27 protein-coding genes are annotated in these 22,277 nt (G+C 59.4%); 13 read left to right on the top strand and 14 right to left on the bottom strand.

Annotated features, from left to right (window positions below):
- Position 1 precedes the first annotated feature (1 nt).
- From AB8880_07600 to cysQ, 3 genes are read right to left on the bottom strand one after another with little or no spacing between them, the layout of a single operon-like run.
- Positions 2-1,447 carry an FAD-binding oxidoreductase gene (locus AB8880_07600; GenBank protein XDZ64790.1) on the bottom strand — a complete coding sequence of 482 codons (1,446 nt, stop codon included), beginning with the start codon at positions 1,445-1,447 and terminating at the stop codon, positions 2-4.
- Between the two features lie 47 nt (positions 1,448-1,494).
- Positions 1,495-2,463, bottom strand: a complete 969-nt coding sequence (locus AB8880_07595) for an L-threonylcarbamoyladenylate synthase (GenBank protein XDZ64789.1) — start codon at positions 2,461-2,463, stop codon at positions 1,495-1,497.
- Entirely contained in the window at positions 2,456-3,343 is an 888-nt protein-coding gene (gene cysQ / locus AB8880_07590) for a 3'(2'),5'-bisphosphate nucleotidase CysQ (GenBank protein XDZ64788.1), read from the bottom strand. Before cysQ ends, AB8880_07595 begins: the two co-directional genes overlap by 8 nt.
- 84 nt (positions 3,344-3,427) lie before the next feature.
- Here cysQ and AB8880_07585 point away from each other — a divergent pair, with 84 nt between their 5' ends.
- On the top strand, positions 3,428-4,123 hold the full coding sequence (locus tag AB8880_07585; protein XDZ64787.1) for an SOS response-associated peptidase: 696 nt from the start codon (positions 3,428-3,430) through the stop codon (positions 4,121-4,123).
- A 79-nt stretch (positions 4,124-4,202) separates the two neighbouring features.
- Here the strand turns inward: AB8880_07585 and AB8880_07580 are convergent, their stop codons facing one another.
- The gene (locus AB8880_07580) at positions 4,203-4,856 is read right to left on the bottom strand and encodes a DNA-3-methyladenine glycosylase (protein ID XDZ64786.1); all 654 of its coding nucleotides are present in this window, start codon (positions 4,854-4,856) and stop codon (positions 4,203-4,205) included.
- A 51-nt stretch (positions 4,857-4,907) separates the two neighbouring features.
- On the opposite strand from AB8880_07580, the gene AB8880_07575 reads away from it, so the two are divergent.
- The gene (locus tag AB8880_07575) at positions 4,908-5,597 is read left to right on the top strand and encodes a cytochrome b/b6 domain-containing protein (protein XDZ64785.1); all 690 of its coding nucleotides are present in this window, start codon (positions 4,908-4,910) and stop codon (positions 5,595-5,597) included.
- A gap of 35 nt (positions 5,598-5,632) precedes the next feature.
- On the opposite strand, the gene AB8880_07570 is transcribed toward AB8880_07575, so the two are convergent.
- Positions 5,633-6,055 carry a cytochrome c gene (locus tag AB8880_07570; GenBank protein ID XDZ64784.1) on the bottom strand — a complete coding sequence of 141 codons (423 nt, stop codon included), beginning with the start codon at positions 6,053-6,055 and terminating at the stop codon, positions 5,633-5,635.
- Between the two features lie 125 nt (positions 6,056-6,180).
- Between AB8880_07570 and AB8880_07565 the strand changes: the two genes are divergently transcribed.
- On the top strand, positions 6,181-6,792 hold the full coding sequence (locus AB8880_07565; GenBank protein XDZ64783.1) for a LysE family translocator: 612 nt from the start codon (positions 6,181-6,183) through the stop codon (positions 6,790-6,792).
- Here AB8880_07565 and AB8880_07560 read toward each other — a convergent pair.
- The 6 genes from AB8880_07560 to AB8880_07535 all read right to left on the bottom strand — a co-directional run bounded on the left by AB8880_07560 (position 6,761) and on the right by AB8880_07535 (position 11,483).
- The gene (locus AB8880_07560) at positions 6,761-7,708 is read right to left on the bottom strand and encodes a DMT family transporter (protein XDZ64782.1); all 948 of its coding nucleotides are present in this window, start codon (positions 7,706-7,708) and stop codon (positions 6,761-6,763) included. The two genes, AB8880_07565 and AB8880_07560, sit on opposite strands and share 32 nt — an antisense overlap.
- A 74-nt stretch (positions 7,709-7,782) precedes the next feature.
- Positions 7,783-8,244: a PTS sugar transporter subunit IIA gene (locus AB8880_07555; protein XDZ64781.1), complete on the bottom strand. Its 462-nt coding sequence runs from the start codon at positions 8,242-8,244 to the stop codon at positions 7,783-7,785.
- A 127-nt stretch (positions 8,245-8,371) separates the two neighbouring features.
- The gene (lptB, locus tag AB8880_07550; protein XDZ67046.1) at positions 8,372-9,094 is read right to left on the bottom strand and encodes an LPS export ABC transporter ATP-binding protein; all 723 of its coding nucleotides are present in this window, start codon (positions 9,092-9,094) and stop codon (positions 8,372-8,374) included.
- A gap of 188 nt (positions 9,095-9,282) precedes the next feature.
- Positions 9,283-10,104, bottom strand: a complete 822-nt coding sequence (locus tag AB8880_07545; protein ID XDZ64780.1) for an LptA/OstA family protein — start codon at positions 10,102-10,104, stop codon at positions 9,283-9,285.
- Positions 10,105-10,118: 14 nt separating this feature from the next.
- The gene (lptC, locus tag AB8880_07540; protein XDZ64779.1) at positions 10,119-10,826 is read right to left on the bottom strand and encodes an LPS export ABC transporter periplasmic protein LptC; all 708 of its coding nucleotides are present in this window, start codon (positions 10,824-10,826) and stop codon (positions 10,119-10,121) included.
- A 30-nt stretch (positions 10,827-10,856) separates the two neighbouring features.
- Positions 10,857-11,483, bottom strand: coding sequence for a ribonuclease D (locus tag AB8880_07535; GenBank protein ID XDZ64778.1), 627 nt, complete (start codon positions 11,481-11,483; stop codon positions 10,857-10,859).
- A 241-nt stretch (positions 11,484-11,724) separates the two neighbouring features.
- Between AB8880_07535 and AB8880_07530 the strand changes: the two genes are divergently transcribed.
- The 4 genes from AB8880_07530 to AB8880_07515 all read left to right on the top strand — a co-directional run bounded on the left by AB8880_07530 (position 11,725) and on the right by AB8880_07515 (position 14,477).
- Positions 11,725-12,468 (top strand): AzlC family ABC transporter permease, encoded by a 744-nt coding sequence (locus AB8880_07530; protein ID XDZ64777.1) that lies wholly within the window; start codon positions 11,725-11,727, stop codon positions 12,466-12,468.
- A complete protein-coding gene (locus AB8880_07525) occupies positions 12,465-12,797 on the top strand; it encodes an AzlD domain-containing protein (GenBank protein ID XDZ64776.1) in 333 nt (110 codons plus the stop codon). The genes AB8880_07530 and AB8880_07525 overlap by 4 nt, the downstream gene beginning before the upstream one ends.
- 79 nt (positions 12,798-12,876) lie before the next feature.
- Positions 12,877-13,311 (top strand): cupin domain-containing protein, encoded by a 435-nt coding sequence (locus AB8880_07520; protein XDZ64775.1) that lies wholly within the window; start codon positions 12,877-12,879, stop codon positions 13,309-13,311.
- Positions 13,312-13,460: 149 nt separating this feature from the next.
- On the top strand, positions 13,461-14,477 hold the full coding sequence (locus tag AB8880_07515; GenBank protein XDZ64774.1) for an extracellular solute-binding protein: 1,017 nt from the start codon (positions 13,461-13,463) through the stop codon (positions 14,475-14,477).
- On the opposite strand, the gene AB8880_07510 is transcribed toward AB8880_07515, so the two are convergent.
- Complete coding sequence (locus tag AB8880_07510; GenBank protein ID XDZ64773.1) at positions 14,458-14,631, bottom strand: hypothetical protein; 174 nt, start codon at positions 14,629-14,631, stop codon at positions 14,458-14,460. The two genes, AB8880_07515 and AB8880_07510, sit on opposite strands and share 20 nt — an antisense overlap.
- On the opposite strand from AB8880_07510, the gene AB8880_07505 reads away from it, so the two are divergent.
- Positions 14,630-15,493, top strand: a complete 864-nt coding sequence (locus tag AB8880_07505) for a DMT family transporter (protein XDZ64772.1) — start codon at positions 14,630-14,632, stop codon at positions 15,491-15,493. The genes AB8880_07510 and AB8880_07505 overlap by 2 nt on opposite strands.
- 42 nt (positions 15,494-15,535) lie before the next feature.
- Here the strand turns inward: AB8880_07505 and AB8880_07500 are convergent, their stop codons facing one another.
- Positions 15,536-16,336, bottom strand: coding sequence for a phytanoyl-CoA dioxygenase family protein (locus tag AB8880_07500; GenBank protein XDZ64771.1), 801 nt, complete (start codon positions 16,334-16,336; stop codon positions 15,536-15,538).
- Between the two features lie 93 nt (positions 16,337-16,429).
- Here AB8880_07500 and AB8880_07495 point away from each other — a divergent pair, with 93 nt between their 5' ends.
- The 4 genes from AB8880_07495 to queF all read left to right on the top strand — a co-directional run bounded on the left by AB8880_07495 (position 16,430) and on the right by queF (position 20,151).
- Positions 16,430-17,380 carry a CoA ester lyase gene (locus AB8880_07495; GenBank protein XDZ64770.1) on the top strand — a complete coding sequence of 317 codons (951 nt, stop codon included), beginning with the start codon at positions 16,430-16,432 and terminating at the stop codon, positions 17,378-17,380.
- A 30-nt stretch (positions 17,381-17,410) separates the two neighbouring features.
- A complete protein-coding gene (locus tag AB8880_07490; protein ID XDZ64769.1) occupies positions 17,411-18,376 on the top strand; it encodes a 2-hydroxyacid dehydrogenase in 966 nt (321 codons plus the stop codon).
- Positions 18,373-19,632, top strand: coding sequence for a glycerate kinase (locus AB8880_07485; protein XDZ64768.1), 1,260 nt, complete (start codon positions 18,373-18,375; stop codon positions 19,630-19,632). Before AB8880_07490 ends, AB8880_07485 begins: the two co-directional genes overlap by 4 nt.
- A gap of 66 nt (positions 19,633-19,698) precedes the next feature.
- Positions 19,699-20,151, top strand: a complete 453-nt coding sequence (queF, locus tag AB8880_07480; protein XDZ64767.1) for a preQ(1) synthase — start codon at positions 19,699-19,701, stop codon at positions 20,149-20,151.
- On the opposite strand, the gene AB8880_07475 is transcribed toward queF, so the two are convergent.
- Positions 20,152-21,150 carry a threonine/serine dehydratase gene (locus AB8880_07475; GenBank protein ID XDZ64766.1) on the bottom strand — a complete coding sequence of 333 codons (999 nt, stop codon included), beginning with the start codon at positions 21,148-21,150 and terminating at the stop codon, positions 20,152-20,154.
- 210 nt (positions 21,151-21,360) lie between these two features.
- On the opposite strand from AB8880_07475, the gene dapA reads away from it, so the two are divergent.
- Entirely contained in the window at positions 21,361-22,254 is an 894-nt protein-coding gene (dapA, locus tag AB8880_07470) for a 4-hydroxy-tetrahydrodipicolinate synthase (GenBank protein XDZ67045.1), read from the top strand.
- Positions 22,255-22,277 lie beyond the last annotated feature (23 nt).

The raw sequence follows: 22,277 nt of genomic DNA, 5'->3' as shown, positions 1-22,277 counted from the left end.
CCTATAGAATTTTGCCCGGGTTCATGATTCCTTTCGGGTCCAGCGCTGCTTTGATCGCCGCCATCAGATCGAGCGCGGTCTGGTCCTTTGTCTGATGCAGCATGGCACGTTTCTTCTGCCCGATCCCGTGTTCGGCGCTGATCGAGCCGCCATATTCGCGCAGCAGCGAGGACAGCATGGCATCAAACCGGGGGTAAAGTGAAGGAAAATCCGGATGCCCGTCTTCGGGGATCGAAAGATTGTAATGCAGGTTGCCGTCACCGAGATGGCCGAAGCCGAATACCTTGACCCCCGGCGCGATGGCCTCTGCCTCCCGGGCTGCCCTGGCATAGAAACTCGACATATGTTCGATGGGGATGGAAATATCCGATTTATAGGCGGGCCCGGCCTTGATCTCGCTTTCAGGGGTAAGTTCGCGCACCGACCAGATCATCTGCCGCTGGGTTTCGCTTGCGGCGATAGTGGCGTCCGTCACCAGCCCGTCGTCAAACGCCGTTGCCAGCAGGGTTTCCATCATGCGTCTCAAGGGCAGGCTGCCGTCATCTGCTGGCCGGGCATCGCCGGCGGCGGTGGAGGTGATCTCGATCAGGGCCGAAAATGGCGGCGGGTCGGCGATGGGGAACCCCGCATCGGGAAAATGCCGCCGGACATTTTCAAGAATGGATCGCGGCATCAGTTCAAACGCGGTGACGGTGCCGCCGCTGGCTTCCTGGCAACGGTTGAGCAGCTCGATCGCCGCTTCGATGTCGCGCAGTCCGGCAAAGGCGGTGGCAACGACTTTCGGCTGGGGAAAGAGCTGGAGCGTGGCGGCGGTGATTATCCCAAGCGTGCCTTCGGCACCGATGAAGAGATTCTTGAGATCATATCCCGTATTGTCTTTCTTGAGTGGCGAGAGCAGGTTCATCACGCGCCCGTCGGCAACAACCACTTCGAGCCCAAGGCAAAGACTGCGGGCATTGCCGTAACGAACGACATTGAGCCCGCCTGCATTGGTCGAAAGATTGCCGCCGATCCGGCAGGTTCCCCGTGAGCCGAAATTGAGCGGGAACAGCAACCCCTCCTTCTCGGCGGCCTTCTGGATATTCTCAAGGATGCATCCGGCTTCCACCACGATGGTGCGGCTATATGGATCAAGATTTCGGATCTGGTCCATCCGGGCGAGGCTGATAAGGATGGCCCGGCCGGTCGCATCAGGGGTGGCGCCGCCGCAGAGGCTTGTATTGCCTCCCTGCGGGACAACCGGCAGGCTTTCCTTGTTGGCCAGGCGCAGGATCGCGGCCACTTCCTCCGTGTTTCCCGGGCGCACAACCGCCATGGCCCGGCCGGTGTAATGGCCCCGCCAGTCGGTCAGATACGGCGCGGTATCCGCCTCTTCCGTCAGCACATGTCTTGCCCCTGTTATGGCGCTGAGCAAAGGCAGGATCTTGTCTTTTTCAGGTTGCATCATCACGTTCTCCGCTCCTTGGCTTGAGCATAACTCAGGTGTGGCACCAATCAATCAGAAAGCGGCGCCGTATCCGCCGCGGCCCGGGCCAATCGGTCGTTGATCGCAGTCCCGATCCCGCCTTGCGGAATAGGCGCAATGGCGATACGTTCAGCACCGGCCGCATCAGCCTGACGCAGGATATCATAAAGGCGCGCCGCCGCTTCGATGAGATCACCGGTTTCGCTGAATGAAAACATTGCCCGGGCCCGGCCGGCATGGTGTTCCCCAAAGCCGATCCAGGCATCGGTTTCCTTCGGTTCTGGCTGGTTCAGCGCAACAGGGGTGCGCGGGGCGTAATGGCTTGCGAGCTGCCCGGGGCTGAGGATATCTTCCCCCGGAGCATGGATCTCAAGCCCAGTTACCTCTTTGATCATCTCGGCCGTGACACTGCCGGGCCGGAGGATGACAGGCGCATTGCCGCGGGCATCGATGACCGTTGATTCAAGCCCCTCGATACACGGGCCCGTATCCAGTATGAGGGCAAGTTCAGGCGCATCACCAAGCTCATCGGCCACATGAAGGGCGCGTGTCGGGCTGATCCGGCCTGACCGATTGGCCGAAGGCGCGGCAACCGGCATTGCCGCTTCATGGAGAAAGGCGCGCGCCTGTGCTGCCCCGGGGACGCGCAGCGCAATGCTGTCAAGACCGCTGGTGGCGAGCGGTGAGACCGGGCATCCCTCCCGCTGGTCAAGCACAAGCGTCATGGGTCCGGGCCAGAAAGCGGCAGCCAGGGTTTCCGCAAGCGGCGTCGGCCTGCCAAGCCCGAAGGCAGCCTCGACGTCGGGCAGATGGGAGATCAGCGGGTTGAAGGCCGGCCTGCCCTTGGCCTTGAAAATTCGGGCCACGGCCTCGCCATCGGTGGCGTTGCCGCCAAGGCCGTAGACGGTTTCCGTTCCGAAGGCCACCAGCTGGCCGGACCGCAGATACGCGGCGGCTTTTCCGAGATTTTCGGGCCCGGCGCGGACAATCTCAGCCATCGCCGCCCTCATGCGGGGGGATCCACTCTGATGGAACCGAGCCGTCCACCTGCCCCATGGCGGCAAAATATCCGTTGAGACGCCCAGGTTTGCCATAGCCGAACGGGGTTCCATCCGGGCCGATCACGAGGCCGCCGGAAGCTTCGACAATCGCCTGCCCAGCGGCGGTATCCCATTCCATGGTCGGGCCGATGCGCGGATAGAGATCAGCCTCGCCCTCGGCAATGACACAGAATTTGAGCGATGATCCCACCGCCACCGAAGACTGTGCCCCGATCCGCGCGATCCAGGCTTCGAGGGCAGGGCCACGATGCGCCCGGGTCGCCACCACATCCGGATCTTCCCGGCGCACCTTCCGGCTTGAAATGGGAAAGGCCGCGCCCAGATCATCAAGGCTGGCTTTGGTGAGCAGGTCGTCCTGCCCCGATATATCCGCCTGACGCTTCCAGGCCTTGCATTCGGCCCCGGCCCAGAGCGTTCCCGTTGCCGGGGCATAGATCACGCCAAGCACGGGGTGCCGGTCTCGGATGAGGGCGATATTGACGGTGAAATCCTTGCCGCCATTGATATACCCCTTGGTGCCGTCAAGGGGGTCAACGCACCAGTATTCACCGGGTTCATGATCATCCTCTCCGGTATAGGTTTCTTCCGTGATCGCGGGCAGGGAAGGGGCAATCTCAAGCAGGCCTGAAGTGATGATCTCATCGGCGGCGAGATCAGCTGCCGTCACCGGGCTGCCATCGGCCTTGTGGTCACGCTCAACACCGCGCTTGCGGATCTGCATGATCGCGTTGCCGGCATCGATGGCGATGGTTTCAAGATGGGTGATCTGGGATGGGGACAGGTGCATCGGGACGTCTTTCATGAAAGGCGCTACCATGGCACATCTTGCGCAGATTTGCCAGATCAACCGCCGCATGTTAAGCCTGACCCATGGAGAGCCGGGCGGGAAAGGATAAATGACATGTGTGGCCGTTTTGCCAATGCCGCCTCCCCGGATCTGGTCAAGGCGAAATTCAGGCTGGTGTCATCGGGCATCGGCGGCCCTGCGGCAGGCGGCCCGGGCCATAACGCCGAGCCGCGCTGGAACATCGCCCCGAGCATGGCCGTCGATACGGTCATCAAGACAAGCCAGGGGCCGGAACTCGACGAAATGGAATGGGGGCTGACTTCCCTCCATGGCCAGCGCCCGCTGATCAATGCCAGGGCTGAGACCATGTTCGAAAAACCCACCTTCTCGGCTTCTGCCCGGCATCGGCGATGTGTCATCGTGGCAACGGGATGGTATGAATGGAAAGCTCCAAAGCAGCCATATTTTATTCATCCTGCGGATGAAATGCCGATGGCCATGGCTGGCCTCTTCTGGGATGAGGCCGAACGCAGGCGATGCGTGATCGTGACCACCTCGGCCGCAGGCGAGCTTGCCGCAATTCATCACCGCTCGCCGGTGGTGCTGGCAGCAGATCAGTGGCTGGACTGGCTTGATCCCTTGAACTCGCAGGCTGATATCGAGGCGCTGACAAGGCCCGAAGATGGGGCGGCACTCCGATGGCATCCGGTATCAGCCGAAGTCGGTTCCATCAAGGCCAACCATCCCGGGTTGATCCGGCGAGATGACCGCCACGGCCAGTCCCCGCCCGCGCAGATGGATCTGTTCTAGCAGATGGATCTGTTCTAGCAGATGGATCTGTTCTGGCAGATGGATCTGTTCTGGCAGATGGATCTGTTCTAGAGAGATATCAGCCGATATCCGTCACGGTGGCGGCATGGCGATGCTGGGCATAGACATGCCAGAGCATCAGCGCTCCGGCGCCGCGATACGGTTTCCACGGCTTCCCCATCTCGGCCATCATCTCGCCACCGGGACGAGCATTGAGGGATTTGAGGATTTTCATGCCTTCCTGCAGCGCGAGATCGTTATAGGGCCAGGCATCCATGTCAAGCAGCACGAAAAGCCGGTAATTGTCGGCGGTCCAGGCCCCGATCCCGCGCAGGGAGGTGAGCTTCCGGCTGGCTTCCTCTCCCGCCATATGCGCAAGCGCCGCCAGATCAAGATCTCCGGATTCAACCGCTTCAGCAAGGCCTTTTATATATTCGGCCTTGCGGCCGGAAAGACCGGCCTCACGAAGGATCGGCTCAGGTGCGGCGGCGGCGATGGCGCTCTTGTCAAGCCCTGCTGCGATCATCCTGCCCCAGACGGATGCTGCTGCTTTCGTTGAAATCTGCTGGCCGATGATGATACGGGCCAGCGTTGCAAAGCCCGGCTCAAGCGTCCGGTCAGGTGGCGGGCCGAACTGTTCGAGCGCCGCGGCAATCTCCTTGTCTTCCCGGGCCAGCGCCAGGAGCGCGCCATCCCTGCCCATCAGGGCTTGCTGCATGGTCACTCTCGGCATTTCTCCCCCCCTCTGCTTGCTGTTGCCTCAAGAATGCGGCAGGATGCGAGGATGAGCAAGACCGAAGACCATATCGAGCCGGAACACCAGCAGGAAGGCGTGGTCTGGGATCTGCCCTTGCGCGTGTTTCACTGGCTGCTCATGGCATCGGTGATCGGCTCCATCGTCAGCGCCAAGATCGAAAATATGTTCCTGCATGAAAAATTCGGGCTGACCGTGGCAGGATTGGTGATGTTTCGCATTGTCTGGGGGATTGCGGGCAGTCACCACGCCAGGTTCAGCCGCTTCATGGTACCGCCATCTGCGGTGATCTCCTATATTCGCGCGCGGATTGCCGGGGCAAGGGATCATCGCCCCGGCCATGCCCCGACCGGGGCATATGCCACCGTCGTGATCCTGCTGGTGCTGGCCGCGATGGCAGGTCTTGGCATGATGTCGAATGACGATGTGCTTTATGAAGGGCCGCTGGCCGCCTATGTCGGCGATTTCACCAATATGGCCAGCACGCTTCACCATCGCGCAGAAGTGGTTGTTTTTGCCCTGATCATTCTGCATCTGGCGGCGATATTGATCTATCGGGTTGTTTTCGGCATCCGGCTTGTGCCTGCCATGATCAGCGGCGGAACGGACCCGCAGGCCCGCCCCGTTTCACGCCGTCACCAGATCGCCGGGTTGGTGCTGATGGCAGCTCTTATTGGCGCCATGCACCTCCTCAGCTTTCTTGGAAACCGCTTTTACTGAAATTCGCCACCCTTGCCGATGGCAGGTTCAGCCCCCTAGTATTTGAAGGAGTTGTGGCAGGCCTTGCAACTTGCCCCAAGGGTGTTGAGCGCGCCGGGCAGGGCTTCGGCGTTGCCTGCCTTGGCCAGTTGAGCAAGGGCAAGCGCGCTGTCTTCGGCATTTTTGGCAAGCGATACGAATTTTTCCCACTCCATCCAGATTTCAGGACGTGCCTTGGTGTCGCCTTCGTCCGAGCCTTTGGGGAAGAAGGCCGTCATGTCCCGGGACCAGTTGGCGACGACGGATGCGGCGGCGGCAACCGCGGCATGATCGCCTTCGGGGATTGCCGTGTTGATCGCTTTGAGCGCGTCGACATTCTTTCTGAAATTGGCTTTCCGCTCGCCGATCACGTCAGCGCTGGCGGTGGACAGGCCGAGGACAAGGCTGAAAGTCAGGGTGATCAGGGCTGGGAATTTCATATCGGTCTCCATGAGCGGGGTCAGGACGGGATCAATCCCGCATCTCTTTCTTCCGAAGATAGTCTCAGAGGTTGTCTTGGCAAGTGAGCAGGTGATAGACTCCGTCCTGAAAAGATATCACCATCATGACCTTTACCTCTCTTTATCTCCCGATGCTGGGATTTCTGATTGTAGCGTCCTTCACCCCGGGGCCGAACAATATCATGCTGGCATCCTCCGGGGTGAATTTCGGTTTTATCCGGACATTGCCGCATATGCTTGGCGTGACGATCGGCTTCGGTTGCGTGTTGCTTCTGGCCGGGGTGGGGCTTGATCAGATTTTCCGTATCTTTCCTCTGGCCCAGCAGGTGCTTCGCGTGGCCGCCCTCATTTTCATCGGCTATCTGGCCTGGGGTATTGCCCGAAGCGAGGGGAGTTCCTCCGCCGACAGTCGCGGCCGCCCGCAATATTTCTGGGAGGCCGCCAGTTTTCAGCTGATCAACCCCAAGGGGGTGGTGGTCGGGGTGACCATGGTATCGACCTTCATCACCCCCGATGATCCGTTTCTCGGCCAGTTTGTCATGATGCTGCTCACCGCCATGGCGATAGCGCTTCTGTCAACCATGGCCTGGGCTGCTTTCGGGTTGATTATCAGCCAGTGGATCAGGACACCGGTCCGCCTGCGGGTGTTCAATGTCACGATGGCCTTGTTGCTGCTGGCGTCGATCACACCGGTTGCGATTGATCTTTTTCGGTGACCGAGATTCGCGGCGTGGCGGCCTTGCGGCTGAGCCGATATTCACGGATGGAGATGAACAGGCACGACGCCACCACAATCACCATCCCGGTGATTTCGATCAGATCCAGCTTTTCCGCCCAGATCCACCATCCAAGGAGGCCGGCAATCGGCACCGAAAGATACCGGATAGGCACCAGCACCGCCGCCTCTCCATGGCGATAGGCGGAGGTGAATCCGATCTGCACGAAGGATGCCCCGATGCCGAGAATCACCAGTAGCAGCAGATGCTCCGGCACAATCCCGTTTATATATCCGGTCTCTCCTGTGATCAGCACCAGCACCGGATAAAGCAGGGCGCCGGTAATATTATGCCATAGCGACACGGTGACCGGTTCATCGGTTCGCCCCAGCATGCGCAGCAGCACAACGAGAAACGCCCCGGAAATCGCCGAGCCAAGCCCGAACAGGGCACCGATATTGAGGCTTTCCGCAAAAGGATTGGTGAGCATGAAAATGCCGATAAGCCCGATGAACACCGCCGAGCCGCGATAGATCCCCACTTTTTCCTTGAGGATCAGCGGGGAGAGGATCGTCACAAAAATGGCCGAGGACTGGAATAGCGCCGTTGCCTGCCCGAGGGAAATATGCGTAATCGCCAGAAACCAGAAGATGATGCCGATCTGGCCGGTAACGATTCGCATCAGCAGCCGGTCCCAGCGGCTGACACTCAGCATCGACCGTCCCCGCGCGACAAAGGCGGCCAGCGCCAGCGGCGGGATGCTGAAAACAAATCGCAACGACAAAAGCACCAGCACCGTTCCGAGGGGGCTCAGCTCCTTGATGATAAGCGAGGTGACCACGCCGGCAAGAACCGCCATGATCATATAGGCAATTCCAAGCATGTTGCCGTGAAGCGAAGGAAAGCGGGTGGTCAAATGCGTAATCTCCTCGATCCAGCATATATCCGGAAAGAGGTATTGTCAGTATTATAGTACAGAAAGCCGGTATGTCAGGCGGCGTTTGAGACGCTATCGCTATTCAGCAGCGTCCAGACAGCATCGCTGTTGGTGCAGCCCCGCAACTCGGACGCACGCGCCGGAACCCGCAGAATTCTCGAAGCAAGCGCAAGCGCCGTCAGATGCTCGCCACCAGGGTTTTCCGGTGCCAGCAGCATGAAGACGATATCGACCGGCTTTTCATCATTCGATTGATAATCCACCGGCTTCTCGAGGAGCGCGAGCATCGCTATAGGGGTGCCGCGGAGCTCGGCGGGAAAGGCGCATCGTGCATGCGGGATGGCAACGCCGTCGCCGATACCGGTGCAGCCAAGGCGTTCACGTTCCAGGATCTGGTCAAGGACGGCACGCTGATCAAGCTCGGGGATGGTTTCGGCTATACGCCGGACCATTTCCTGCAGGACCTGTTTTTTGCTGTTCGCTTTTAGCCCGATGACAATATCATCAGGTGTCATGATTGAGCTGATTTTCATGTGTTTAACGGGACGAAAGGCCCTGCCTGAATTGGTAAATTTTTTCCATTAAAGGAACGATGCGTTGATAGAAGAACGGAGGGATGATGTCAATATCCTAAACGGAGGATCAGCGGGTGAAATTGCTGCCGAGATAGACATCCTGAACATTGCGGTCACGGACCACGTCATCAGGGGTTCCGGACATGATGACCCGGCCGTCATGCATGATATAGGCCCGGTCAACGATATTCAGCGTGTCGCGCACATTATGGTCCGTGATCAGCACCCCGAGGCCGTGATTCTTGAGCTGGCCGATCAACTCGCGGATTTCCGAAATGGCAATCGGATCAATCCCGGCAAGAGGTTCATCAAGTAGAAGAAAGGTCGGCCGGGCGGCAAGGGCCCGGGCAATCTCGACACGTCGACGCTCCCCGCCGGAAAGCGTCAGCGCGCTTGACGCCCGAAGGTGGCCGAGATCGAATTCCACCAGCAACTCTTCGAGCATGATATTGCGAATTTCGGGATCGGATTCGATCGTCTCGAGAATGGCGCGGATATTCTGTTCCACCGTAAGCCCGCGGAAAATGCTGGCTTCCTGCGGCAGATAGCCGATGCCCAGCTGCGCCCGCCGGAAAACAGGCACATCCGTGATATCCGTCTGGTCAAGGAGAATGCTGCCTTCGTCGTTTTTGACAAGGCCGGAGATCATGTAGAAACAGGTTGTCTTGCCGGCCCCGTTTGGCCCCAGAAGCCCCACCGCCTCGCCTCGTTTGACATTGATGGTGACATTGCGGACAACACGCTTCTTGTCGTAGAACTTGCCGATCTGCTTGGCGACAAGGCCAGACATTTCCGTGTTGCTATGCACCAATCGTGGCTGGCTGAAGTCCTGGTTGGGGCTGGTGTTCATCTGGATGTGGTCTCTTGAAACAATCGCCGCAGGTTATCCCTGATCTTGGGTTAACACTATCAAAGAAATGCAATGAATACAACCGCATCATCCTGACCAATCCGGATAATGCTGGCAGGGCTGGAATTCTATTTCGTTTTCGTGAACACCCCGCCGACGCGGCCGCCTTCGGATGACAGGGTCGATGTGCCCGCAACAGTGTCGATCACGGCTTTGTCACCGGTCATGATATTGGTGTTGTCCTTGAGCGTGACATTGCCGGTCAGGTTCGCGATGCCGGTGGTCTGGTCATAGATCATGTGATCGGCTTTGCCCTCACGTGCTCCGGCCACCCCGGGGCTGATGACTTCGGCCTTGCCCTTTGCCATGATCGTGATGAAGTCGGTTTCATCTTCATTGAGCACCGCCTCAATGCGATCACCTCTGAGCTCGCGGCCATTGGTCAGGATCAGCTCGGCGTTGCCGATGGCGGTCACAAGTCGGCTTGCGCGGTCGTAATTGAGACTTTCGCTGGCCTCAAGCGTGTTGCGGTTATTGTCGATTTTCGGGTTGCCGCCGGTGAGGATGATTTGCTCGGTTGCAAGGTTATATTCGATTCTGTCGGCTGTTGCGATGACGCCCGGGCGGGTGAATTCGGCATTTTTGTCGCCGATGATAAGGGAAATGCTGATCTCGTCTGCATCAGCGGTGGGTGTGCCGGTTTCGTTTTCCTCGACATAATGGGCGGTGATGACCTCGGCCTTCAGGGTCATGCCGCCCTGTCTGGCGATTGCGTTGCCGGTGGCGATATATTGCTTTTCCACCCGCAGCCATTTCAGGCTTTCATCCGCTTCAACGGTGAGATCGGTCTCGCTTGTCTGGGCGATGGCGGGGGTAATGGCAGCAAGGCCAAGGAGGATGACGGTAAGGATGCTTATGAAAAGGCTTTGGATGCGGTTTTCCCTGAACATGCTTGAAGTATCTCCTAATCGTTGACCCGGATTGCCTGATTGAGCACAAGAATGGCGTGGCCGAGAAAGGTTAAATCGTTGCCCTTGTCGTCGATGATCATCCCGTTGGAACGGATATTTGCTTTTGGCCCGTAGCCCCGGACCTCGGTATTCGAGGTCATGCGGCCTGTATCGAGGTCGGCATCGGCTTTCTCGGTCAGCAGCGTGTATCCCAGATCAGGGCGGACAATCACCACACGGCCGCTGAGATTTACCTTGTTCTCATCACGGAAGAACTCTCCCTCATTAGACCGGATGGTGATGGGATTGCCGCTTGCGGTATCAACACGCGCGCGGGGCGAGTCCATATTGATCAGATTGGGTCTGTCCGGGTTTTCTGTTGCCGTTTCGGCAAGAACGATGAAATCATTGCCGCCGGAGGTCACCCCCTTGTAACTGGCTCCCTTGAGCTCGACATTGCGGCTTTCCGGTGTTGTCGCGGTCTCTGCCTTGATCTGCACCTTGATATCTGCCTTCTTGCCGAGGCCGAGAAGACCGCCAATGGCGATGACGGCAACGCCAACCCCGAGGATCAGCCCGGCCCGTATCGCACGGTGACGCCGTGAGGCTTCGACCATGGATTTTGCCGATGACCTGTCCCGCTTGCGTGGCGCGAAGCTGAAGGATTTATCGGTGCCTGCGGCCTCGGCCTTGGTGGTCTCGGGTGGTGTTGTCTCGGTCATGGATCGGGATGTTCCGTTCGGCCGTTGGGTTTAGTGGGAAAAGATATCCATGCTTTCAAAGCCGCTGAGGTCAAGCTCCGCCCTGGTTTGCAGGAAGGCAAAGCATGCGGCAGCTTCGGAAAGGCGGCCTTCGCGTTCAAGCCGTTCAAGAAGCGATGCCTTGATCTGGTGCAGATACAGCACGTCCGATGCGGCATAGGTTTCCTGTTCTGGTGTCAGGTTTTCCGCGCCCCAGTCCGAAGATTGCTGCTGCTTGGATAATTCCATGCCCAGAATTTCCCGCACCAGCTCGCTCAGCCCGTGGCGGTCGGTATAGGTGCGGATCAGTTTGGAGGCGATCTTGGTGCAGAAGATAGGTCCATGGACAGGGCCGATGCCGTGGATCAGTGCGGCCAGATCAAATCTGGCAAAATGGAAAATCTTCTCGATCTCCGGGTCAGCGAGCATCCGGGCAAGGTTCGGGGCAGGTTTCCGGTCGCGATGTATCCGCACAAGATGGGCCGAATTGTCCCCGGATGAAATCTGCACAAGGCAGAGCCGGTCCCGGAGATGATTGAGCCCCATGGTTTCGGTATCGATCGCAACGCTGTTGCCGAGATCGAGGCCATCGGGCAGATCATGATCATGCACGATGATCGTGGGCGCCGTGCCTTTCATCCATATCTCCTGCCAAGAATACGTCAATGATGGCCAAGACATACCACACGCGAAAGCAGGACGGCAACTCTTCTGAGGGGGAGAGGGGCGCGGTTTTTCAGCAGATATCCTTCGGGCGCTTGTTTTATAGGGTGCATTTCAAAGACGGCTTGAATTTATCTCTTCATCTGGGTCAATATGAATTCCGGCATTTCGTTCCGGCCATGTTTTTCCGCCAGCTTTTTTTGAGAGCATACCTGTCATGACTTCTTCGGCCGCATCACCTGATCTGTCCCGGTCGCCTATGGTCCGGGCGCGAAAGGACGGGATGCGTGATGCGCTTGGTATTCCGGCGATCAGCATTTTTTCCACCATGGTGGGGTTTGCCGCGATCGCCAAGGAAGCGGGGTTCGGCATGGCGGAGACGCTGGCCACCACCATCCTTGTCTGGGGAATGCCCGGGCAGGTGGCAATGGCGTCGCTGCACATGGCAGGGGCATCGGCGCTGGTGATTTTCACCGCCGTCACCCTTGCCAATATGCGGATGCTGCTGATGACCATCTCTGGCGTTGAAATGATGGGCTTCAGGCATCATCCCCTGCCGTTCTGGAAGCGGCTGCTGCTGGTCCAGATGCTTGCCATCACGTCCTGGGTTCAGCTTGGCGTGGTGGAAGATCGCTACCCGCCGCCATTGCTGATCTCGTATTTCTCCGGTCTGGGCGGGATGATTTTCGGTGCCGGGCTCATCGGTACCGTGACAGGGTTCACCATGGCCGATCTGGTGCCGGAGGAGGTCTTGCGCGCGATACTCGTCATCACGCCGCTTTATATCCTGATGATGGTGATCAACGCGCGCCGGGTGCGTAATCGTCTGGCGGGTCTGGCCGGCGGCGTGCTCTGCCCGATCCTGTTTCCGCTGATCGGGGAATGGGCGATTCTCGCCGCCGGCCTGCTTGGCGGGACGCTGGTGATGCTCTGGCGCGGCACGGATAAAGGGGCGGGATGATGGCAGATCAGCTTTACCTCTGGCTTCTCGTTTTTCTTGCATTTATCGGCACGTTTGTCTGGCGATTTCTCGGCGTCGTGATCGGAGACCTCATCCCCCAGGATAGCCTCTGGTCGCAATGGATCAATGGCGTAGCCTATGCCATGGTTGCCGGTGTCATGATGCTGATTGTCGTCTTCCCGAGCGGGCTTGTGGCGACGACCGAACTGAGCTGGCGGCTGGCGGCGCTGATCGTGGCTCTTGGAGTCATGCTCTGGCGCGGCAACATGATAGTGGCGGTGGCAGCCGGGTTGGGGGCGTTTCTGCTGGCGTCATTCTTTGGCATATAGGTCTTTTCTTGCGCGCCATTCTGGGTATATTTTCAAAAAAGAAGGGTCATCCTTCGTTTATGTGAATATCTGGAACGACATGATGGAAGCAGACGATATCATTGACCAGCTTGGCCTCAAGGCACATCCCGAAGGGGGCTGGTATCTTGAAACCTTCACCGGAAATTCCCCCGCTGGCAGCCGGGGGGAGGTTTCCGTCATCTATTTTCTTCTCAAAGAAGGGGAGACAGCCCATTGGCACCGGATCAGGGATGCGGATGAAGTCTGGTCCTGGCATGCAGGATCGGTGTTGTCCCTCTATGTCAGGGAAGGCGATGGCCCTGTCCAGACGCATCGCCTCGGGATGGACATCGCCAAAGGCCAGCGTCCTCAACTCATCATTCCGCGTGGGGCCTGGCAGGCGGCGTCGAGCCAGTCCGGCTGGGTTCTCGCCAGCAATATTGTCGCGCCTGCCTTTGATTTCAGAACCCTTGAACTTGCACCGGCAGGGTTTGAGCCGGGTTTTGGCATCTGAACCGGCGGCCGGTGTCGATCTGAATCCTCCCCGCTCGCAAAGGGGAAAATCCGGCCGGAATTTTATCTCGCTTGATGGAAATTTGGGTGTTGACAAATTCAGTTGTTTAAATGAGATTGATAATCATTCTCACCTATGGAGAGGGCATCATGCACCTGTATCGTCGATTGGTTCTGGCAGTTCTTCTGGCCTTGGGCGTTGTCGCACCGGCCTTTGCCGGGACGCTGAATATCTATTCCTACCGCGCCCCCCAGTTGCTTGCGCCGCTGCTTGAGGCATATGGCAAAAAGACAGGAACGGAATTCAACGTCGTTCACGCGCCGCAGGGGCTGGCCCAGCGGCTTCAGGCCGAAGGCGCGTCGTCACCGGCGGATATCGTGCTGACCAGTGATGTGTCGCGCATTGTGGAACTGGCGGAGCTTGATCTGCTTGCTCCGGTCAGCTCCCCGGTGATTGAGCGCAATGTCCCACAGTACTTGCGTGAAAAGGAGGGCCGCTGGATTGCACTCTCGACCCGGGCCCGGATACTCGCCGTCTCGAAGGATCGTGTTGCCGAAGGCAGCATCTCCCGCATCGAGGATCTTGCTGATCCGAAATGGAAAGGCCGGGTATGTTCACGCAAAGGCAGCCATGTCTATAACCGGGCCTTGCTGGCCTCGCTCATTGCCCATCATGGCGAAGCCGAAGCCGAAGCATGGGCGCGGGGGCTGGTGGCCAATCTTGCCCGCAAGCCGCAAGGGAATGATCGGGCCCAGGCAAAGGCCATCTTTTCCGGTGAATGTGATGTTGCGCTCATGAATACCTATTACTACGGTAACATGAAATTCAACACCGACAACCCGGAACAGAAACTCTGGGCTGAAAGCATCCGTCTTGTCTTTCTCAATCAGGAAGATCGTGGCCAGCATATCAACATTTCCGGCGGCGGGATCGTCCGGACGTCCCCCCGGGCAGAAGAGGCCCGGGCCTTTCTTGAATGGCTGACCGAAAAAGAGGCCCAGTCGATCTATGCCAGCGTGAATTTTGAATATCCCGTCAATCCGGCGGTTTCGGCAGATAGTGAAGTGGCGTCATGGGGCAGTTTCAGGGTCGACACCTTGCCGATCGAGTCGCTGGCGGAATATTCCCGCGCCGCCCAGATGATCATCAACCGGACGGGCTGGTAAAAAATCTTTCCGGGCTGGAATTTATTCCATCTTGTGCCATATTCAGATCATCAACCTCATGCAGGAAATTTTCTGGTGTATCGGCGATGATTTTGACGGCACGTTCAAGGATACGCTGGAAGCAGTTGCTCCCTTGGGTATTTCTGACCATCATGGGGGTAAGCTGGGGGTTGTCTTTCTCGCTTGGCAAGATCGCCGTTGAAAGCGGCGGAGCGCCCTTGGGGATTGCGCTTTTTCAGGCGATGTTTTCGGCGACCGTTCTCTTGGTGGTCTCGCTGGTCCGGCGCAAATCTGTCCTTGAGCTGCGCAACCATCTCCGGCTGATCACGATCATCGGAATACTTGGCGCCGTCCTGCCCGGCTCGCTTTTCTATTATTCGGCTCCCCATGTTCAGGCAGGCGTGCTTTCCATCACCATTGCGCTGATCCCGCTGATGACTTACGGCGCGTCGGTGCCGCTTGGCATGGAGCGGTTCTCGGTCAAGAGATTTGCCGGCCTGCTTTGCGGTATTGCGGCCATCGCGCTCATAGCCCTGCCGCAGAACAGCCTGCCGGATCGTGCGGCGATACCCTGGATCCTTCTCGCCTGCATCAGTTCGCTCAGCTATTCAGGCGAGAATCTGGTGCTGGCGGCACGGGCAGTCTCGCGCATCGGCCCCATCCGCATGTCGCTTGGCATGAACGTGATGGCGGCCCTGATGCTTTTCCCGCTGGCCAGCTGGAACGACAGCCTTCTTGTCTTCAGCTTTCCTTTCGGCAGCATGGAATATGCGGTGATAGGTCTGTCCCTGATATCCGTCGTCGCCTATACCATGTTCGTGATGTCCGTCAGCATGTTCGGGCCGGTTTTTGCCAGCCAGACCGGGTATCTTGTCACTCTTTCGGGGGTGTTCTGGGGGATGTATATTTTCGGTGAAACCCATTCCTGGTGGGTCTGGCTTGCGCTGGGGCTGATGATGATCGGGCTTGCGCTGGTGACACCCAGATCCGAAGAAGATCAGCCAGTTTCAGCCTGATCCGCCATTCGCGATAAAGGCGCCGCGCCCCGTCCTTGAGTCTCAGGCCGCCCGGTAAGCGATGGGGAACCAGTCTTCGCGGAGTTTCTCGCCATCGGTCATGCCATGGCCGGGGAAAGGCGGGGAGGTGCGTCCGGGGCGGGTGACGTAACGGGCATCATCCCCCAGAAACCTGAGCGACAAGGCCCGCCGCCGGGAGGCGTTCATGTTGCCCCGCGCGCCATGGACACATTTGAAATGAAACGCCACCGCATCCCCCGGCTCAAGCTCCCATTCCAGCACGCGATAGGCTTCCGGCTCGCGGTCCGGGTCCGGCACCGGCAGGTATTCGTCGTCATCGGGGTAGAAGGCATCCTCGTTCAGCCAGCGTACGGGCAGGACCATCTTCTCCCAGCGGTGGGAGCCGGCGATCATCCGCAACGTGGCCTCTTTCACCGGATCAACCGGGATCCAGAAACTCAGATTCTGCTCACCTTCGACGAAATAATAGGGCGCATCCTGGTGCCATGGCGTCGGCTTTGAGGTGCCCGGCTCCTTGACAAGCACATGATCATGGAAGATCTGCGCCGTCTCTGAACGCATGAGTTCGGCCGCCGCCTTTGCTGCCGGAGACCGGAGCATGATCTCTTCAAGGGCGGGGATTCGCTGCCAGTTGCAGTAATCATCGAAAAATCTGCCGCTGTCGCCTGCCTTGGTGTTTTCCGCGGCATATTCCCCCGGTTCGGCCATATTCATCTCAATCCCGTCGCGGATGACATCCACCCAGTCCTTGAAAAGGCCGGGCAGGTGGACCGCCCCGTCGTGCTGATAGTTTGTAATCTGTTCTGTTGTAATCATGGTCATATTCTTGCAAAGCGGTCTTGATGCTGGCTGGACATTGCGTCAATTGATATTATGGTTAGAGAAACCGATAAAACAAAGCGAAAATTCAATCCCATGAGCCATCGTCTGACCCCCGATCCATCACCTCGTCTGCGTCGCTGTCTGCTGGCGGTTCCGGCCTCATCCATGAAGATGATGACCAAGGCCGCGACCACCGATGCCGATGCTGTTTTCCTCGATCTTGAAGATGCCGTTTCAGCAGGCGAGAAGGCGGCCGCGCGCCTCTTGGTGGTCACGGCCCTCAGGGAAATTGACTGGTCCGGCACCGGCAAGACAATCTCGCTTCGGGTGAACGGCCTTGATACTTCCTGGACGTATCGTGATCTTGTCGATGTGCTGGAAGCCGCCGGAGACAGGATCGATACCGTCATCCTGCCCAAGGTCGGCGGGCCGGAGGATCTTTATGCCGCCGATTGCCTCATCACCCAGATCGCGACCGCGAAGGGGTTTGCCCCGCCCGCCCTCGAAGGGCTGATCGAAACAGCCGCCGGCGCCGCCAATCTTGAAGCGATCGCAAGATATAACCGTGATATCGGCAAGCCAAGGCTCGAAGCCCTGCATTTCGGCGCCGGTGATTTTGCCGCCAGCATTCAGGCACGAACCGTCGATATCGGCGGACTCAACCCCGATTATCCGGGGGATCAGTTCCATGCCATCCTGTCGCGTATTGTGGCGGCTTGCCGGGCCAACGGGCTTGTTCCCATGGACAGCGCCTTTGGTGATTTCGGTGATCCGGCCGGGTATGACGCCGCCGCCCGCCGGGCATCGAGCCTCGGGATGGCGGGCAAATGGGCCATTCATCCGGCGCAGATACCGCTGGCCAATGCCGTGTTTTCCCCGAGCGAAGATGAAGTTACCCGCGCCAGAGGTATTCTTGCGGCACTTGATCTGGCCGCCGCCGAAGGCAAGGGGGCTGCCGCCTATGAAGGCCGGATGATCGACGCCGCCAATGAGAGGATGGCCCGGTCCGTGCTCGCCATCCATGACCGGATCAAGACGCGCTGATCGCGTCGCCGCAAAAAAAGGAGACCGCCCATGTCCAAGCCACGCATTCTGCTCACCCGCCACTGGCCCGAAGAATCCGAAAATGCGCTCCGTGCGGCTTTTGACGTGACCGTTGATCCAGAAGACAGACCACTCGCACCAGAAGCCCTGATCACCGCCATGAAGGCGCATGACGGGATCGCCTGCACGGTGACGGACCGGCTCGATGCCAGCGTCCTTGACGCCGCCGCCGGCAACTGCCGGATCATTGCCAATTTCGGCGTTGGCGTAAACCACATTGATACAGCAGCGGCAGCACGCCACGGCATCGTGGTGACGAACACCCCCGGGGTGCTGACCGATGCCACCGCCGATATCGCCCTCACGCTCATGCTCATGACCTGCCGCCGCGCCGGTGAAGGGGAGCGTGAACTCCGAAGCGGTGAATGGGCAGGCTGGCGGCCGACGCATCTGCTTGGCCGGGAGATGACCGGCAAGACGCTCGGCATTATCGGCATGGGGCGGATAGGCCGGGCCACCGCCCGCCGCGCGGCCCTCGGCTTCGGCATGAAGGTGGTGTTCTACAACCGTTCCCGCCTCGATGATGTCGGCCCGTTTGAGGCCGAACAACTGGCCACGGTCAGCGATGTCGCTGCCCGCGCCGATATCATCAGCCTGCATTGCCCCGGCGGGGAGGAAACACGTCATATCCTGAATGCTGAGGCCATGTCAGCGATGAAACCCGATGCCGTGGTCATCAACACCGCCCGGGGTGATGTCGTGGATGAGGAGGCGCTGGCTGAGGCGCTCTTGTCTGGCCGCATCGGCGGCGCCGGACTGGATGTCTTTCAGGGTGAACCGGTGATCAATCCGCGCCTGCTGGCGGCCCCGAATACCGTTCTGCTGCCGCATCTGGGTTCGGCGACGCTGGAGACACGAAACGCCATGGGGATGAAGGTTGTCCGCAATCTTGAAGCTTTTTTTGCTGGCCGGGACGTGCCTGATCCCGTCACATGACCATAGCAGAATTGAAGCACCGGGCCGAAACTGCATTTGCCGCCGCCCTTGCTGCTGCCTCACCTGCCCGCGCCATAGCCACGGCCATCAGGGATCTTGAATCTGCCCCCACCTTTGTTCTCGGGATTGGAAAGGCCGCGGTTGCCATGGCCGAGGCGTGCCGGAACCAAGGCATCAACGCGCCGGGAATGCTGGTCACCAACAGGGAAAACGCGCGGCAGGTCACCGGGTTTGAGCTCTATAGAGGCGGCCATCCCGTGCCTGATCAGGGCAGCCTCGATGCGGCGGCGGCGATCTCGGCGCGGCTTTCCGGACTTGGGGAGGATGATCATCTTCTCGTATTGTTGAGCGGTGGCGGCTCGGCGCTGATGGCCCTGCCCATGCCTGGCCTGACCCTGGATCACAAGATCAGGCTCAACCAGGCCCTGCTCGGAAGCGGTCTTGATATCCATGCGATGAACGCCGTCCGCCGCCTGTTCTCACGCGTCAAGGGTGGGCGTCTGGCGGCGCTTGCGGCACCGGCGCGTATCACGCAATGGGCGCTTTCCGATGTGCCGGGTGATGCCCTGATCTCGATCGCAAGCGGGCCATTTGCCGCCGAAACAACGCCATTCGACGTCACCCTGGGGTATCTTGAGGCATCCGGCCTCCTCAACGAAAGCTGGGTAGGGGAGGCGCTGGCGCGTCTCCGGGCCGGGGATGCGGAAATGCCGCTCATGCAAGGAGACAAGCGGCTTGATAAGATCGAAACCTCCATCCTGGCCAGCAACAGCATCTGCGTTGAGGCGGCCCTGGCCTCGCTTGGCCCGGCCGCGGTGACGCTGCCGCCGCTTGAAGGTGAGGCTTCAGCCATGGGCAGGCAGCTGGCCGAACTCATCAGGGAGGCAACGCAGCCGCTGGCGGGAGTTGCCGGGGGAGAGACGGTTGTTCGCCTGCCCGCCAGACATGGCCTTGGCGGGCGCTCGCAGGAGCTTGCCCTTGCCTTTCTTGCGGCCATGGCGGAGGCCAATTCTGGCGGCGAATGGGTGCTTCTTGCCGCAGGAACCGATGGCCGGGACGGGCCCACCGATGCCGCCGGCGGTTGCGTGACCAGCGAGATGCTGGGCCATGCCGATGCCGCCCGTGCCGCGCTTGAAGCCCATGATTCCCACCCCTGTCTTGAAGCGATGGGCGGGCTGGTCCGCTGTCCGCCCACCGGCACCAACCTTGCGGATCTGGTGGTGGTGCTGGCCTCGCCTTGTGGTGGCCCGGTCTAGTATTTTCCCCTGGAAGCCTGCGGACGTTTGGTTTATATCCACCTCATTGATGGAAAGGATCACCTCATGACCGACAGCCTGAAGCATCTTGGCAAACCCAGCGTCATGCCGCAAAGCCCGGAGGAAGCCGAACTTGATCGGGTGCCTAATCCGCATCCCGATACGTTCTTCGTGGCGCGGTTTACCCAGCCTGAATTCACCTCCCTCTGTCCGGTGACGGCGCAGCCGGATTTCGCCCATCTGGTGATTGACTATGTGCCCGACGAATGGATGGTGGAAAGCAAATCGCTCAAACTCTATTTCAATTCCTTCCGCAATCATCAGGCCTTCCACGAAGCCTGCACCGTCGATATCGGCAAGACATTGGCTGATCTGCTCAAGCCCCATTGGTTGAGGATCGGCGGATACTGGTACCCCCGCGGCGGCATGCCGATAGATGTTTTCTGGCAATATGGAAATTTGCCTGAAGGCGTATGGGTGCCGGACCCGGGTGTTGCGACCTATCGCGGGCGCGGCTAGTCACCGGGGCTTGAAGGCACGGCCCTCGGGCATTTCCAGCGCGCGCTTGAAAATATCCCTGTCGACATTGCCGCCGGAGGCAACGATAACCGTTGTCTTGCCCCTGATCTCGACCTTGCCGGAAAGCGCCGCCGCAAGAGCAACCGCGCCGCCGGGCTCGATCACCAGTTTGTATTCCGACCAGGCAAAAGCCATCGCGGCCAGCACTTCATCGTCGCTGACGGCAACGCCATGGCTGACATGCTGGCGGTTGATGGCGAAGGTCAACTCGCCCGGGGTTGGCGTGACAATGGCATCGCAGATCGTTTTCGGCCCGGGGATATTGGCAAGGCGTTCACCGGCCTCGATGGATCTTCTGAAGTCGTCGAACCCTTCCGGTTCGGCGGCGATGATCTCAAGATCAGGGAGATGCTCATGAAGGCCGAGCGAAAGCCCTGAAAGCAGCCCGCCGCCGCCGGTGCAGCAGATGAGCTGGTCCGCGGAAATGCCGCGGGCATCAATCTGTTCGGCGATCTCGATACCGATTGTTCCCTGACCTGCGATGACGGGCGCAAAATCATAAGGTGGAATGATGGCCGCGTCATGCTCACGCGCCAGCGCCTGGCCGATATCTTCACGGCTTTCGGTGTAACGGTCATAGGTCACGACGTCACCGCCAAGTTCGGCCGTTCCGGCCTTTTTGGTTTCCGGGGCATCTTCCGGCATGACGATGATGGATCTGAGCCCGCGTGCCGTTGCCGCCGCCGCCACTGCCTGGGCGTGGTTTCCCGATGACCAGGCCACGACCGTGCGGGTTGACGCATCCAGCATGGCAACCGAATTGGCGGCGCCGCGGAACTTGAAGGATCCGGTGCGTTGCAGGGGTTCGGCCTTGATCAGCAGCATGCCCCCCAGACGGGCATCGGCCCGGGGTGAGGAGATGAGCGGCGTGACCACGGCGTCCCCTTTGATGCGGTCCCGCGCCGCGGCGACATCTTTATAACTCGGCAGATCCATCATCTCGAAGACTCCCTCAAAGATACGTTCCCCTCAAAGATACGTTCAGGGCACGATATATCGTGGCCAAGTCTAGGCATGCTGGTCTTTGCTGGCAACTCGCTTTATACTGGAATGGAGATATGGATCCATGGCCAAGAATGGCTTGAAGATGAGCGCATCTGGGCCTATGCTCCGGCACATCTCGTATCTCTGGACTGGAGAAGGATCATGATGACTGGTGATGCCCGATTTGGCGGCTCTTGCGTAGCCCTGATTACGCCGTTCCTCGCGGATGGCAGCCTGGATGAGGCCGGGTTCCGAAAACTGGTCAACTGGCAGATCGCCGAAGGCACGCGCGGCCTTATTCCGGTGGGCACCACCGGGGAGTCCCCGACGCTCAGCCATGATGAGCACAAGAAAGTGGTCGAAATCTGCATTGAGGAGGCCGCCGGCCGGGTGCAGGTGATCGCAGGAGCAGGTTCAAACTCCACCCATGAAGCGGTTGATTTCGCCACCCACGCCGCCGACGCCGGTGCCGATGCGGTGCTGGTGGTGACCCCCTATTACAACAAGCCGACCCAGGCAGGGCTGAAGCATCATTACGCAACGATTGCCGATGCCGTCTCCGTGCCGGTGATCATCTACGATATTCCCGGCCGTTCCGTCGTTGCCATGAGCAATGATACGATGGTGGAACTGGCACAGCATCCGAATATCGCTGGCGTCAAGGATTCCTCGCAGGATCTGTCGCGCCCCACCCATCTCCTCAACCGGATCGGGCCGGGTTTCTCCCAGCTTTCCGGTGAAGACGGCACGGCGCTGGCCCACCGGGCCGCGGGCGGCCATGGCTGTATTTCGGTGACGGCAAACATCGCCCCTGGCCTGCTTGCGGAAATGCATGCGGCCTGGGATCAGGGAAATATCGCCCGGGCGCAGGAGCTGAACGCGCTGCTGATGCCGCTTCACGAAGCCATGTTCTGCGAATCCAGCCCGGGGCCGGTGAAATACGCCGCCAGCCTGATGGGAATCTGCGGCGCCGGGCTTCGGGCACCGCTGGTGGATATTGCCGATGCATCGAAGGCGCGGGTGGAAACTGCCCTCAGGCATGTCGGCATCCTGTCCTGAAATGAACAGGAGGGCCTTCGGCC

The sequence above is a fragment of the Alphaproteobacteria bacterium LSUCC0684 genome, assembly GCA_041228335.1.
GTDB lineage: Bacteria > Pseudomonadota > Alphaproteobacteria > Puniceispirillales > UBA1172.
The sequence above is the reverse complement of the archived record's forward strand: the minus strand, read 5'-3'. Positions and strand labels throughout refer to the sequence as shown.

What these genes read in the sequence shown, in the direction of transcription:
- lptB (XDZ67046.1), bottom strand. Translation starts at nt 9,094, where the DNA reads ATGTCTGGCCTTGTCGCCAAGCAGATCGGCAAGTTCTACGACAAGAAG.
- AB8880_07565 (XDZ64783.1), top strand. Translation starts at nt 6,181, where the DNA reads ATGACCTTTACCTCTCTTTATCTCCCGATGCTGGGATTTCTGATTGTA.
- AB8880_07570 (XDZ64784.1), bottom strand. Translation starts at nt 6,055, where the DNA reads ATGAAATTCCCAGCCCTGATCACCCTGACTTTCAGCCTTGTCCTCGGC.
- AB8880_07490 (XDZ64769.1), top strand. Translation starts at nt 17,411, where the DNA reads ATGTCCAAGCCACGCATTCTGCTCACCCGCCACTGGCCCGAAGAATCC.
- AB8880_07525 (XDZ64776.1), top strand. Translation starts at nt 12,465, where the DNA reads ATGATGGCAGATCAGCTTTACCTCTGGCTTCTCGTTTTTCTTGCATTT.
- AB8880_07495 (XDZ64770.1), top strand. Translation starts at nt 16,430, where the DNA reads ATGAGCCATCGTCTGACCCCCGATCCATCACCTCGTCTGCGTCGCTGT.
- AB8880_07505 (XDZ64772.1), top strand. Translation starts at nt 14,630, where the DNA reads ATGGGGGTAAGCTGGGGGTTGTCTTTCTCGCTTGGCAAGATCGCCGTT.
- dapA (XDZ67045.1), top strand. Translation starts at nt 21,361, where the DNA reads ATGACTGGTGATGCCCGATTTGGCGGCTCTTGCGTAGCCCTGATTACG.
- AB8880_07520 (XDZ64775.1), top strand. Translation starts at nt 12,877, where the DNA reads ATGATGGAAGCAGACGATATCATTGACCAGCTTGGCCTCAAGGCACAT.
- AB8880_07500 (XDZ64771.1), bottom strand. Translation starts at nt 16,336, where the DNA reads ATGACCATGATTACAACAGAACAGATTACAAACTATCAGCACGACGGG.
- AB8880_07515 (XDZ64774.1), top strand. Translation starts at nt 13,461, where the DNA reads ATGCACCTGTATCGTCGATTGGTTCTGGCAGTTCTTCTGGCCTTGGGC.
- AB8880_07485 (XDZ64768.1), top strand. Translation starts at nt 18,373, where the DNA reads ATGACCATAGCAGAATTGAAGCACCGGGCCGAAACTGCATTTGCCGCC.
- AB8880_07575 (XDZ64785.1), top strand. Translation starts at nt 4,908, where the DNA reads ATGAGCAAGACCGAAGACCATATCGAGCCGGAACACCAGCAGGAAGGC.
- lptC (XDZ64779.1), bottom strand. Translation starts at nt 10,826, where the DNA reads ATGACCGAGACAACACCACCCGAGACCACCAAGGCCGAGGCCGCAGGC.
- AB8880_07535 (XDZ64778.1), bottom strand. Translation starts at nt 11,483, where the DNA reads ATGAAAGGCACGGCGCCCACGATCATCGTGCATGATCATGATCTGCCC.
- AB8880_07580 (XDZ64786.1), bottom strand. Translation starts at nt 4,856, where the DNA reads ATGCCGAGAGTGACCATGCAGCAAGCCCTGATGGGCAGGGATGGCGCG.
- cysQ (XDZ64788.1), bottom strand. Translation starts at nt 3,343, where the DNA reads ATGGTAGCGCCTTTCATGAAAGACGTCCCGATGCACCTGTCCCCATCC.
- AB8880_07585 (XDZ64787.1), top strand. Translation starts at nt 3,428, where the DNA reads ATGTGTGGCCGTTTTGCCAATGCCGCCTCCCCGGATCTGGTCAAGGCG.
- AB8880_07545 (XDZ64780.1), bottom strand. Translation starts at nt 10,104, where the DNA reads ATGTTCAGGGAAAACCGCATCCAAAGCCTTTTCATAAGCATCCTTACC.
- AB8880_07555 (XDZ64781.1), bottom strand. Translation starts at nt 8,244, where the DNA reads ATGACACCTGATGATATTGTCATCGGGCTAAAAGCGAACAGCAAAAAA.
- AB8880_07595 (XDZ64789.1), bottom strand. Translation starts at nt 2,463, where the DNA reads ATGGCTGAGATTGTCCGCGCCGGGCCCGAAAATCTCGGAAAAGCCGCC.
- queF (XDZ64767.1), top strand. Translation starts at nt 19,699, where the DNA reads ATGACCGACAGCCTGAAGCATCTTGGCAAACCCAGCGTCATGCCGCAA.
- AB8880_07475 (XDZ64766.1), bottom strand. Translation starts at nt 21,150, where the DNA reads ATGATGGATCTGCCGAGTTATAAAGATGTCGCCGCGGCGCGGGACCGC.
- AB8880_07600 (XDZ64790.1), bottom strand. Translation starts at nt 1,447, where the DNA reads ATGATGCAACCTGAAAAAGACAAGATCCTGCCTTTGCTCAGCGCCATA.
- AB8880_07530 (XDZ64777.1), top strand. Translation starts at nt 11,725, where the DNA reads ATGACTTCTTCGGCCGCATCACCTGATCTGTCCCGGTCGCCTATGGTC.
- AB8880_07510 (XDZ64773.1), bottom strand. Translation starts at nt 14,631, where the DNA reads ATGATGGTCAGAAATACCCAAGGGAGCAACTGCTTCCAGCGTATCCTT.